Source organism: Desulfuromonas sp. TF, assembly GCF_000472285.1.
In the GTDB taxonomy this organism is placed as follows: domain Bacteria; phylum Desulfobacterota; class Desulfuromonadia; order Desulfuromonadales; family ATBO01; genus ATBO01.
In genome coordinates this window covers 93,214-105,649 of record NZ_KI421416.1, presented here as the reverse complement: position 1 = coordinate 105,649, position 12,436 = coordinate 93,214, and the positions used below count along the sequence as shown (strand labels likewise).

Sequence of the window (12,436 nt, the reverse complement as noted above, 5' to 3'; positions counted from 1 at the left end):
CTTCGCTTGAGCCGCTGCGTGAAGTACATGATTTCAGTTCAGCGGTATCTCCGCTAGACGCTTCCCGCTTGGATTGACGAAGACAGCGGTCTCGAGACCGGGCTGCCACTCGATGCGGATCAGCGCGTAGGGTCGGGTGATGACGGTCGCCTGCATCCGTTCGGAGTCCGGCTCGATGGACCGGACCTCCACCACGAGTCTCGAACCCTCCCGAACGACTTGGCCGATCTCCAGGGCATAGCCGGCGGTCGGTTTCTCACCCATGGCAATCACCAGAATGAACGATTTGCTGAAATCCACCGGAGGCGGTTCCGGTGGAGGAAGTACTCCGGAATGAATCTTGCGATACAGCCCGGAGAACTCCTCTTTCGTGTTCACGACCGCGAAATGTGAATCCGAAAGAGCGGCGCCGGCTTGAATCCCTCGTTCCAGAACCTGATGTTCGATCTTCCGGGATAGACAACCGCACAGGGCGATCAGAAGAATCCCCGCGATAAAAATGGCTGATCGGTCCCCCATCGCGTCACCTCAACCGAATCAGATTCTGGAGGGGAATTCGTTCCCTCAGGCTTGCGGTTTGCGGCGCTATGAGTTCACCGATGGTGAAATTCAGATTCCTCTGGTCGCTGCCGGCGTTCACGGTGACCGAAAGGGGATAAAAGCCGCAGGCATCCTCGATGTCGCAAATTATGCCATCTTCGTCCCGGTCCGTGCCGGCCACCACCAGGAATGAGCCCGGGCTGATCCCACCGATCGAATAGGCATAGCCTTGGGAAAAGTCTGTTTCAACCTGCGCGACGGTCTGCTGATTGGCCTCATCGATGAGCAGGACAAAAATATTTCCGACATTGCCGAACACGACCTCGCCGACGCTCATGAAGACCTGGACGGTAGCGGAGGCCGGGCCCTGGGCGGCATCGGAAGTGATGGTTACTGTTCCCTGGTAATTTCCCTGAGAGAGGCCGTTGCGGTTGACGGTGAGACGGACCGTCAGGGGTGCATTGCCTTCCGTGGGGATGACGGAAAGCCATGGTTGATCGGAGGAGATATCGGTGATGTTGAGGACGCCGGATCCGGCATTGCTGATCTCGAAAGTGAGACCGGTGAGGTAGAAGTCGAAATCGAGAACCGTGGCGGAGATCGCCAGCCGGGATTCGGGTTCGCCTCCTCCTCCTCCCGGTACCTCCTGGGCTGCGAGTATCGCCTTGGATGCGTCGATCAGCCCATGGCCGTACAGATCGTCCCTGCCGGGGGTGCCGAGATCCCGGGTGATCTGGATGCCCGTTTCCGGATGTGTTCCGCTGACTAATTGGTCGATATCGGCGGGTGAGAGGGAAGGATTCACTCCGAGCATCAGGGCAACGACCCCGGCGACATGGGGGGCGGAGAAGGATGTGCCGGACTGGAAGCGATAGAGGAAGTTTCCCTCGATGTCGCCGTCCGTACTCAGTATCCCGTCCGGATGCCCATCGCCATTCAGGTCGCGGCTGCTGTCTCCGCCCGGAGCCGCCAGGTCGATCTGGGGGCCGAAATTGGAATAGGGAGCTCTTTGCGACGCCAGATCTACCGCGGCAACGGCCAGAACGCCGGCGTAGGAGGCGGGGTAGAAGGGGATGCTGTTGCTGTTATTGCCGGCGGCCGCCACCAGAACGGAACCGGCGGCGCGGGCGTCCTGCACGGCATCGTTTACGGTCTGGCTGAATCCGCTCCCGCCGAAGCTCATGTTGATGACATCTGCGGGGCGTTCAGGGAAGGTGCCGGAGTTGTTAGGCAGTCCCGCCGCATAGCGGATGGCCTGGGCGATATTGGCGTCGGTTCCGCCGCCGATACCCAGGACCCGCAGAGGCATGAGCCGGGTTGCCCAGGTGACTCCCGCCACGCCCGCAATATTGTCTGTTTCGGCCGCGACGATGCCCGCCACCAGGGTGCCGTGAAAGCTGCTGCTGAATTCGTGGAAACCGTCACCCGGATCGGTGGGGTCGGGATCGATTCCATCGCCATCGTTTGCCAGATCCGGATTGCTGACGAAATCGTAACCGGACACCAAACGGTTTTGCAGATCGGGATGGCCGGGGAGTATCCCCGTATCGAGAACCGCCGTGGTCACTTCCGAGCTGCCGATGGTCCGGTCCCAGGCCTGGGGAAGATTGATCAGAGAATAGTGCCATTGCAGATCGAATAAATCATCGTTGGGCAGGCGCGACGGTTTTCGAATGTAATTGGGTTCGGCATATTCGACGAAAGGATTGCGCTGAAGTTTTCGGATCTCGTCGATCATACGGGCCTTCACGGCATTGGAGCGGCTCTTCGGAAGGTCGAGCTTGGCTTCGGCTGCGGAGACGGGATGCTCGGCGATCTGCATCTGGTGCAGCCCCCGGGAAAATTCCTTCATCGCCTTCAGCCGATGGCCTGACGCGAGGCCGTAAACCGCCCCGGAAGGGGACCCCTCCCGCATCTTGACCAGAAGTTCGTCGGGCACGAATTCACCCTCGCCCTCAAACGCCTGTGTCTGCAGGCTTCCCAGTCCGCCAATCGGCGACAGCGAGAGGAGGTAGGCGCTTGCGCCACTCGCGGCCCGCACCCCCGCCAGAAAGATTCCCGGTCCCAAGGTCTCGACAAGCTCTGTTGAAGCAGAGCCGTTCGAAGCATCCAGGAGGATACCGTCCGCATTCATCAGGATCAGATCGAGATTGTTGGAGACCGGGTCATTGGCTGCAAGGGTGAGAGTGATTCGGACCGGTCCATCGGCTTCCAGGCGGTAAAGGTCCTGTACGGAAATTCCTTCCTGGCCAAGGAGGATAAATCCCGGATCGGCGACTGAGGCTCTGCCGGCCACCTTCTGCACGTCCGACACCAGCTGGGCTGAAGCTGCCGTTTCGTTAGGTTCGATTTCAAGAGTATGGTTCGGAGGGACGATCAGGGTACCCGAAATGATCCCCGTAGTCGGGGAAGGGGTGTCTCCCCCGCCGTCGTCCGGCGCGGGCGTGCCCCCCCCACCACCGCCTTCGCATCCGGCAAACAGAAATAGGACCAGTAGAAGAATCGGAATAAAGGGGTTCATTGTCTTCTCCGCCCAGGACAGGCTCTCCTGATTCCGTTGCAGCAGCGGCCGCTCTTTTTTTCAGGTTTATCAGAACACGGGATGTTTTCAAACAGGCGTCCAAATAAAAACGATCCTTTATCTCGAGTCCCGATCAATGGGAAATGCTGGAGCGGAGGCTGGAAAATCCATCTTTCAGGTTAAGGGGCATTTAAGTATTTATTGCTTGTTTCATGCCGGGAATTACCCTTATAATCCGATCACTTGTTTTGTTGAGTAAAGACCTCGTCCCCGGGTTGAGAGGTTTTGATTCTATTTCATGTAATTTAATGTCATTTCGGCCGTGTCTTTCCGGATGGAGGAATATGAATCTGTATATCAAAACTTCATCTAAAAGGTGGGCCGCAGACGTGGGTATCCGAATTTCTGTCATGCTTCCGGTTTTTTTTCTTGTCTTTCTCGTTTCCTCTTCTTTCGCGAGCATTCCTGTCCGGGGCTTGGTCCTAGATGCAGCTACCAGGAAGCCGGTCGCCGGAGCCAGCGTCACCCTTGACGGCATCGCTGTCCGTACCGATCTCAACGGTGAATTCGATTTCCCGCATCCGGTGGAGCGGATCGCCGCGCGGGCTCCGGGATATCGCCGTGCCGAGATTGTTCCCGGTGACAAGGCTCCGATCATCGAACTGAAGCCTTTTACTCCCAAGGGGCTATATCTCTCTTTCTGGGGGGCCGGACATGGAGGCTTGCGCGGAGCGGCCCTGAAACTGATCGAAGAGACCGAGCTCAACACCCTCGTCATCGATGTCAAGGGGGATCTGGGACTCCTCTCCTATCCGAGCGCCATCCCGATGGCGGGGGAAATCGGGGCCCAGAAGACCATTACCCTGAAAAAACTCCCCGCACTGGTGAACTCCCTGAAAGAGAAAGGGATCTATACCATCGCCCGCGTCGTGGTATTCAAGGATACGCCCCTGGCCTCGGCCCGCCCCGAACTGGCGGTGCGCCGGACCGACGGGACTCCGTTCACCGACCGGGAAGGGCTGGGATGGGTCGATCCCTTCTTCTCCGAAATCTGGGATTACAATATAGCGGTGGCCGAAGAGGCGGCCCGGATGGGCTTTGACGAGGTCCAGTTCGATTATGTCCGTTTTCCCGACACCGCCGGCCTCGTTTTTTCACAGGAGAACACGGAAGAGAGCCGGGTTGCGGCGATATCGGGTTTTCTGGCTCGGGCCAGTGAGCGCCTCGCCCCCTACAACGTCTTCACCTCTGCGGATATTTTTGGCTATGTCTGCTGGAACACCAACGATACTTCCATCGGCCAGAGCCTGGACGAACTCGCCCCCCACGTCGATTATCTGGCGCCGATGCTCTATCCTTCCGGTTTTCAGCACGGCGTGGGCGAGTACAAAAATCCGGTGAAATACCCCTACGAGATGGTTTATCTCTCCCTGCGCAAGGCCCAGCAGCGCAGCGGTCTGCCGGCGGTTCGCTTTCGCCCCTGGCTGCAGGCTTTTCGGGATTACGCTTTCGACCGCCGGCACTTCAAGGAATTCGAAATTGCCGCGCAGATTGAAGCGAGCAGGGATTTCGGGTCCAATGGCTGGATGCTCTGGAATGCCTCAAACACCTATCGAAAGTACGGCCTGATTGTGAACTCGCCGTCCGTCCCCGAGAAAGATGAGAACCTGCACCAAGCCGAAGAGGACCTGCGCCAGGCTGAAGAAAATCTGCGTCGGGCTGAAGAGCTGAATCGCAAATCGAAAACCTCCATCGGTTCGAGTTGACCCGTCTGGAACAAACAGAACGAGCTGAAAATTGGGCTGTTTCCCTCTGGGGAGCAGCCCTTTCTTCTTCGCGACTCCTCCCCCCGCTTGCCTCCGGAAACAACCCGGCTACACTACCCATAAAAATATTTGCCGGCGCCCAGACTGACCCGGAGGCCTCCATGAGACGACTCAGTGAACGGACCATTCTGATCACCGGCGCAACCGACGGACTTGGAAGACGGGTCGCCGAAGACCTTGCCGCGTCAGGCGCCGTGATCCTTCTCCACGGACGCAGCCCGGAAAAGGGCCGCTCCGCCCTTGCGGAAATCCGCCGAGCCACGGGCAACGATCGGCTTCATTACTTCAACGGTGACTTTTCCTCGCTGGAGGCGGTCCGCCGCCTCGCCGCCGAAGTCGCCGCCGGAAATCCACTCCTCGACATTCTCGTCAACAACGCCGGACTCGGAGCCGGATCGCATCCGAAGTCCCGGGAGACGAGCGCGGACGGCTGGGAGCTTCGTTTCGCTGTTAATTATCTGGCCCCTTTCCTGCTCACCCGTCGCCTGCTGCCGCTGTTGCGCCGTGCCGCCGGAGAGAGCGGGGAAGCCCGCATCGTCAATGTCGCCTCCGCCGCCCAGCAGACGATCGATTTCGACGATCCGATGCTGGCGCGGGGATACAACGGGATGCGCGCCTATAGCCAGAGCAAGCTGGCGTTGGTGATGTTCACCTTCGATTTGGCCGCGGAGTTGGAGGGAAGCGGAGTCACGGTGAACGCCCTGCATCCGGCATCGCTCATGGATACGAAAATGGTGCGTGAATGGTTCGGCAAGCCGAGGACTTCGGTCGGTGAAGGAGCCCGCGCCCTGGAGCGGTTGGTGCTGTCGGAGGAGGTCGAAGAGATGACGGGGGCGTATTTCGAAGGTCTCCGCCAGGGACGGGCCGATGCCCAGGCCTACGATCCGGAGGCGCGGCGTCTGCTGCGGGAAATGAGCATGCGCTGGATCGAAGCTTGAGGAGAAATGCAGGGTCTGTCGTCTACCCGTTTCTGTTCCGCAGAAGCGTGGGCGGCGGTATTTGACAAGGGCGGGTTTCACTCTATTCTGTCTTCATCTTTCCGAACTCGGGCCAAAGACTCTTGCATAAAGGAGACGAGAAATGGAACAGAAGGAAATCCAGAGAAAGATCAGATCTCTCATTCAATTGGATATCGATGCCACCCATGCCTATCAGCATGCCATCGAAAAAACCGAGCATCGCGGGGTTCGGGATCAACTGATCCTGTTCCAAAAAGATCATGAGCGGCATGTGCGCGAGCTCTCGGCAAAGCTCGTCGGGATGGGAGAAAAAGCTCCCGATTCCCCCGATCTCAAGGGATATCTGATCGAGGGCTTCACGGGACTGCGCAGCAGCACCGGCACCAAGGGGGCACTGGCCATGCAGACCAACGAAAAGTTGACCAACCGCAAGTACGAGGAGGCCGCGAAAGAAGATTTTCCCCCCGAAATCCGGAGTCTCATCGAAAGCAACCGGCAGGATGAGATAAAACACCTGCGATATGTAGAACAGGTGCTTGCGGAAAAAGTATGGGAAACTCAACAGCCGACAAGGAGCGCGACCATGCACGATCAATTGTTCAAGACGCTGAAGAAGGATCATGAGGAAACGAAGAAAATCTTTACCCGAATGCGGGAGTCGGAGAGCGCGGCGGAGCGAAGAAGTCTGGTCGAAACGCTTCGCAAGGAGATCCTTCCCCACATGATCGCCGAAGAGAAAATGGTCTACGCCTCCCTGAGGGAACGGAAGGAACTCTGGTCCGACGCCCTCGAAGGGCTGGAAGAACATCATGCGGCGCAGATGGTCCTTCGAGAACTTGCTGAGATGTCGCCCGAAGACGAGCGTTTCCTGGCCAAGGCGACGGTGCTCAAGGAAATGGTCGAGCATCACATTCGGGAAGAAGAAAACAAAATTTTCCGGGATCTGGAGGAAACCCTGAGCGAAAACAGGGCGGGGGAGGTGCTGGACGGATTCCATCGGGAAAAAGAGCTGGCGCAGTCCAAATATCCCGATATCCCGTCGGTCACCTCGGAACAGCCTGAAATCCGCGTGCACTAAACTGTCGATAAAAAAGAAGCGGCGCTCCGGCCGGGGCGCCGCTTCAGTCACATTTGCTCTGTTTGAGCTGCTATTCTATAGATATGACTCCCTTTCGCAAAACATTGCGGCACCTCAGTTCCAGCCGGGCAGGCCACCGTTTTCAGAATGTCCATTCGACGGAATCGCAACAGAGAAAACCGTGGATGAAGACGGTAAAACTGCTACTGGGAATCCTCCTGATTTCGGTCGGGATTTTTCTGCTGGCCGTGCCCGGTCCCGGATTGCTCGTGGTCTTTGCCGGTCTGGGGGTGCTGGCCTCCGAATCACGTGGCGTTGCGCACCTGCTCGACCGTTCGGAGATTTTTGCGCGAAACTGGTGGCATAAGACCAGGAACCGCCGGAGAGAGGTGCCCCCCGGAAAAAGCATTCATCCACGAAGGACACGAAAGGGGCGCTAAGAATTCGCGCTGTTGCGGGCCTGTTGATTATCTCCTACGTGGTGAAAATCCTTGTCCATGAACGGCCTGATTCATTCGTGTCTCTTCGTGCTCTTCGTGGACGGTCGAGGTTTTTAGAAAAAAACACGGCCGTTCAGTGGGTTGCATGAAATCGGTGAGCAGTGGTATTAATAGAGGGGTTTATTTGTTCAGGGAGGGATTCTTTCAGAGCGCCCCGCCGCTTCGCCCGCCCCACTTCATTCATCGACACTTATCCGATATCGAGAGAACATGCGAAAGCCTAGATTCCGCCTGTACAGCCTTGCCCTGCCGCTGATCTTCATGACGGCTTTCACCATCGCCAGCCCGTGGGACGCTTTCCAGATGGAAAGCATTTTCGGGCAGGTTCGGGACGCCGATGCAATTTCGGAGCGACTCCCTTACTGGAGGGATGATCCCGCTCCGCCCCGGCTGGTGCAGCGCCCGGATCTGCCGCCGTTGCGGGCGCTCACCTACAATCTTCATTCGGGCCTCGGCTCCGAATGGCGCCTGTTCGCCACCCGCAGGGAGGTCGAAGCCACTCTTCGTGCCATCGCCCGACGAATCGTCGAGGAGGCGCCGGCGACTTCTCCTGTGGATGTCATCGGTCTCAACGAAGTCGATTTCCATTCGCGTCGCAGCGGCTGGACCGATCAGGCCGCGTTCCTGGCCGATGAACTCTTTTCTCTCACGGGTCATTTCTATCGAGTGGTGCGCGGCGAAACCTGGCGCCGGACGGTCCCGGGGCTGGAGGTTCAATTCGGCAACGCCGTCCTTGTCCGGCATCCGGTCATGGAAGACCATGCCTGCGAACTCGGTTCTCATTGTGAATCCGGGACCACGATAGACCCCGCCGGGCACCTGCTCTCGCGTATTCTCGGCGAGAAGCGCGGCATCGTGAGGGTGCGAATCGATTTTCACGGCCAGCCGGTGGACGTGCTGGTGACTCATTTGGAGGCCTTCGTCCTGAAACAGCGGGAGGTCCAGGCCGCTGAAATCCTGCGCAACTACGTCCGCCCCGAGGTTCCGACCGTGCTGCTTGGCGATATCAATGCCGTCCCCTCGGATATGACCGCCGCTCGCGGGCCTTTTGCCGCCGACCGGACGCACGACATTTTGACCAGCGGCAAACTGGTCGATGCCCGGGTGCGTATCGCTGCACTTGAGGGTTTGAAAGATCTTTCGATCTGGTCGACCTATCCTGCCCTCCAGCCGGAATGGCCCCTTGACGGCGTTTTTGCCACGGCCGATCTCCTTCCCCAGGCCGTGCGGGTGGTCGGCGCTGATGAATCCGACCATCGCGGGCTGCTCGTATCCTACGGCTGGCTGGATGAGGAGATGGCGGCGAAATATGGACGCTGGCACGACACCATGCGCCGTCGCCAGCTTGGTATAATTATGAACGGCGACCTGGCTTCCCCCGAACCCGGAGTGGATCGGCGGGCGGCCTGGCTTGCCTCGGCCACGGGTTTTGGAGAAATGATTGCGGAACTGATGAAGAAACCTGTCGCGCTGTAAATCGCCATACAGCTGAGAGCCGCACCGGGCGGCGATGAGGGGACCTATGAAGGGCTTTGGAAAGTCGCTTCTTTTCATCATGGGAGGTCTTGCCGTCGCCTGGATGGCGGGCAACCTGCTGCTCGAAGTTCAGCTTCCGGACCGCAGCGGCCGCCGTGACGGCTTTCCCGATCCGATGAATCCAGATCTCTCTCTTCGCGAGGTTTTCGATCTCCTCCCGGACGGAGGTGGAGAAGAGATTCGGGTGAGTCTGCTGGACGAAAATTCCATGGGGTGGGTCGAACGCTGGCGCCTCCTGGCGGCGGCCCGCGAGCGCCTTGACATCGGTTATTTCATCCTCAAGCAAGATATATTTGGCATGGCTTTTCTCGGCCACATTCTGCACAAGGCTCATGAAGGGCTTGATATCCGTATCCTTCTCGACGCCATGGGCACCAGGATGTCGCGCACCCTGCGAGGAAACGATTACCTCGATACTCTCGTCAATACGAAGAAAATAACGGTTCGCATCTACCGCCCTCTTCCTTTCAGGTATCTGGACGCCTTTCTGACCTTGAATCCGGCGGCCATCTTCGTCAGCAATCATGACAAAATTCTTCTCGCCGACGGGATGCGTGGCATGATCGGCGGCCGCAACATCTCCAGCGAATATTTCACTTCTCCGGATGACGATCCGCAGGTCTTTCGCGATACTGACATTCTTCTTGTCGGACCCATGACGGGCGAACGCCTCGAAACCATTTTCGAAGCCCAGTACATGGGGGGGGAAGCGCACAGGGTGGAGCGGGAGGAACTCGACCTGAAGGACTCTACGGATGACCTGCTCCTGGCTTATCGAGTGATGGATGCCTGGCTGCGCGGTGGGTCGATCCCTTCGGAGATAGAGGAGCGGATACAAGAACGTGACTTTCCCTGGCTTGAAGAGCTCCGGGATATGCCTCAGCTTCGCGGGGCCCTTGTGGAATCAGAACCCGAGCGGACTTCCGCCGAAGTTCGTCTGGTCGACAGCCGCTGCCGGCTGATGGAGGCGGACGATTTCATCACCCGCAGTCTGATCCGTCTGGTGCGCTCCGCACGCGAGGAGGTTTTCATCCAGAGCCCCTATCTGGTCCTGCCGGAAGAAGCCGCGGACATCCTGGAGGAAGCCGCCGCACGGGGAGTGAAGATCACCGTTCTGACCAACAGCCCTCTGTCCAGCGACAATGCCATGAGTCAGGGGGTATTCCTGGAGCAGTGGCCGGAGCTGCTGGCCAGGGTTCCGGGCCTGCGCATCTATGTTGCCGGAGACCGGCACAATTTGCACTCAAAACTGGCGGTCTTCGACGGTCGGCTGGCGCTGGTCGGGACGTACAATCTCGATCCGTTGAGCATGGCCCTCAACAGCGAACTCGTCGCGGCCGCCTGGTCTTCTCCCCTTGCCGGGGATCTTCTGCAGAATCGGCGGGGGTTCATCGCCGAAGGCTCCCCGCTGATCTATGAATACCTCATCAAGCGCGATGCGGAAGGGAATCCCCTTCGAGACGACAAAGGTCGCGCGATCGTCGATTTCGGTCCCGAGGACCATATCCCACCCGAAGAGATGAAGGGAGCGCTGCGATACCGGAAAATGTTCCACTGGGGCTGGCGCCTCTTCAAGGACTCACCTCTTCTGTGATCGGAGGGAACCCCGTTTTGTTCTCCTTTCGGCATCACCTCTTTGCGATGATCCAGACCGCATGAACGATGCCTGGGATGTAGCCGAGCAGCGTCAGCAGGATGTTCAGCCAGAAGGCCCCTGCGAACCCCACCTGCAAGAAGACGCCGAGCGGCGGCAGCAGGATGGCCAGCAGAATGCGCAAGAAGTCCATATGGTCGCTCCTTCGAAATGGATGGAAGAGGAAGAGCCGCAGCCGATTTATCTGCCGACTGCCGGCCTGTGAGTTGAATGCTAGCAGGTTTTTCGATCGAGGGGAGACCGACCCCGTCCGTAAGACCTTGCAGGGGATGTTTCAGGTTCCGGCGCGCGGCAGGGACCAGTTGAAGCGGATCGCCATCAGCCGCAGGGCGACGACGGCCAGGGCTCCGGCAAGGAGCGAGAGGTTGTGGGGAAGGGGCGTCTGGTGAAGGACATAAAGGAGGGCGGCTCCGGCAAGGCAGGCGGAAGCGTAGATCTCTTTTCTCAGGATCAGGGGAACCCGGCTGGACAGGATATCGCGGAGCATGCCGCCGGCGGTGGCGGTCATGACTCCCAGCAGCACCGAACCGAGAAAACCGATGTTGAAGGCAAGGGCCTTGCTGGTGCCGATCACCACGAAGGTTCCCAATCCCACCGCATCGAAGTAAAGAAGCGGGTGCTGAAGAAAACCTATCCGCCGATGGAAGAAGAAGACGGCCAGCGAAACGGCGATGGAGAGATAGAGATAGGTTTCGTTCTGGAGAATGAAAGGGGGCGTATCCCCCAGGAGCAGATCGCGCAGGGTGCCTCCGCCGGTGGCGGTGACCAGTCCCAGCACCATCACACCGAAAAGATCCATATCTCGCCGGATGCCGGCCCAGGCCCCCGAAGCGGCAAAAGCGGCGGTTCCAAGCAGATCGAGAAAATACAGCAGGGTCACTTCCAGCCTCCTTTGGCCGAGAGCTTACCTTTGTACCGTCTCGAATGCAATCGGGATGTTCAACCCGAAGGGGAGAATCCACAGATTTTCGGGGGGCGGTGTGCGGCTGGTTTCCCGTGGCAGTTCTGATCCGGAAAAACTCAGTTGGCCTTGCCGGAGGAAGCCGACTTCCTCTCGCGGATCTTCTGTTCCATCCGCTCCAGCAGCCGATCGATTCCTTCCCTGCGCACGATTTCATCGTAGGTGCTGCGGAAATTCCGAACCAGGCTGACTCCTTCGATCTCCACATCGTATATCAGCCATTCCCCTTCTTTCTGAAGCATCTTGTAGCTGATGGGGAACTCCCGGGTATCGGTCACCAGGAGAGTCTCCACAAGAGCTCTGCCATCCCTGATGGTTTCCGAGCCGTATTCCACATGTTCATCCGAATACTCCGAGATGTAATCTTCCATACGCCCCCGGTAGTTCGCCTCCAGAAGGTCAGCGAAGAGCCCGCTGAACCGGGCCTTCTGCTCCTCGGAGGCCCGCCGCCAGTTTACGGCCAGAACCAGTCTGGACATGGCTTCGAAATCGAAGCGCCGCTTAACCAGAACCGTGATCCGATCGGCCTTTTCTGCGGCTTCAAGGCCCCTGGTTCTGAGAATGGAGACGATTGCATCGATATCATTGCGGAGCTGTTCCGTCGGTCCTTGCGGGGGTTGCGCCGCGGCAGGGCCGGCGAGAGAAAAAATGACTAGCGGAATCAGCAGATATCTGAAGGTCGATTTGGCTCTCATGCTTATACCTTTTTGGAAAATTGTTTTCTTTATCATTATCAGAAAACGCGGGGTAATCCAATAGGAAGAGGCACGGGGTGTTTGACTGCGGTTTCTTCAGCGCTACAATGGCTTTATAAAGCTAAAGGTGCTTGCCGCTTGCCGATTCCGGAAATTTTGCGTAACC

11 protein-coding genes are annotated in these 12,436 nt (G+C 58.3%); 6 read left to right on the top strand and 5 right to left on the bottom strand.

Annotated features, from left to right (window positions below; all coding sequences use genetic code 11):
• Positions 1-33: 33 nt before the first annotated feature.
• Both DTF_RS0107260 and DTF_RS22440 read right to left on the bottom strand, forming a co-directional pair.
• Entirely contained in the window at positions 34-519 is a 486-nt protein-coding gene (locus tag DTF_RS0107260) for a protease complex subunit PrcB family protein (RefSeq protein WP_027714785.1), read from the bottom strand.
• Positions 520-523: 4 nt separating this feature from the next.
• Positions 524-3,061, bottom strand: coding sequence for a S8 family serine peptidase (locus tag DTF_RS22440; RefSeq protein WP_051361097.1), 2,538 nt, complete (start codon positions 3,059-3,061; stop codon positions 524-526).
• A 410-nt stretch (positions 3,062-3,471) separates the two neighbouring features.
• Between DTF_RS22440 and DTF_RS22435 the strand changes: the two genes are divergently transcribed.
• From DTF_RS22435 to DTF_RS0107220, 6 genes are all read left to right on the top strand, one after another.
• Positions 3,472-4,827, top strand: coding sequence for a putative glycoside hydrolase (locus DTF_RS22435; protein WP_081702856.1), 1,356 nt, complete (start codon positions 3,472-3,474; stop codon positions 4,825-4,827).
• Between the two features lie 161 nt (positions 4,828-4,988).
• On the top strand, positions 4,989-5,825 hold the full coding sequence (locus DTF_RS0107245) for an SDR family NAD(P)-dependent oxidoreductase (protein ID WP_027714784.1): 837 nt from the start codon (positions 4,989-4,991) through the stop codon (positions 5,823-5,825).
• Between the two features lie 142 nt (positions 5,826-5,967).
• Positions 5,968-6,924 carry a DUF2383 domain-containing protein gene (locus DTF_RS25330; protein ID WP_051361095.1) on the top strand — a complete coding sequence of 319 codons (957 nt, stop codon included), beginning with the start codon at positions 5,968-5,970 and terminating at the stop codon, positions 6,922-6,924.
• A 185-nt stretch (positions 6,925-7,109) separates the two neighbouring features.
• A complete protein-coding gene (locus DTF_RS0107230) occupies positions 7,110-7,364 on the top strand; it encodes a PGPGW domain-containing protein (RefSeq protein WP_027714783.1) in 255 nt (84 codons plus the stop codon).
• Positions 7,365-7,634: 270 nt separating this feature from the next.
• Positions 7,635-8,900: an endonuclease/exonuclease/phosphatase family protein gene (locus DTF_RS0107225; protein ID WP_027714782.1), complete on the top strand. Its 1,266-nt coding sequence runs from the start codon at positions 7,635-7,637 to the stop codon at positions 8,898-8,900.
• Positions 8,901-8,946: 46 nt separating this feature from the next.
• Positions 8,947-10,554: a phosphatidylserine/phosphatidylglycerophosphate/cardiolipin synthase family protein gene (locus DTF_RS0107220; protein WP_027714781.1), complete on the top strand. Its 1,608-nt coding sequence runs from the start codon at positions 8,947-8,949 to the stop codon at positions 10,552-10,554.
• 34 nt (positions 10,555-10,588) lie between these two features.
• On the opposite strand, the gene DTF_RS26015 is transcribed toward DTF_RS0107220, so the two are convergent.
• The 3 genes from DTF_RS26015 to DTF_RS0107205 all read right to left on the bottom strand — a co-directional run bounded on the left by DTF_RS26015 (position 10,589) and on the right by DTF_RS0107205 (position 12,270).
• Positions 10,589-10,747, bottom strand: a complete 159-nt coding sequence (locus DTF_RS26015) for a YqaE/Pmp3 family membrane protein (protein WP_035056092.1) — start codon at positions 10,745-10,747, stop codon at positions 10,589-10,591.
• A gap of 141 nt (positions 10,748-10,888) precedes the next feature.
• A complete protein-coding gene (locus tag DTF_RS0107210) occupies positions 10,889-11,494 on the bottom strand; it encodes a trimeric intracellular cation channel family protein (RefSeq protein WP_027714780.1) in 606 nt (201 codons plus the stop codon).
• A 140-nt stretch (positions 11,495-11,634) separates the two neighbouring features.
• The gene (locus DTF_RS0107205; RefSeq protein WP_051361093.1) at positions 11,635-12,270 is read right to left on the bottom strand and encodes a phospholipid-binding protein MlaC; all 636 of its coding nucleotides are present in this window, start codon (positions 12,268-12,270) and stop codon (positions 11,635-11,637) included.
• Positions 12,271-12,436: the final 166 nt, after the last annotated feature.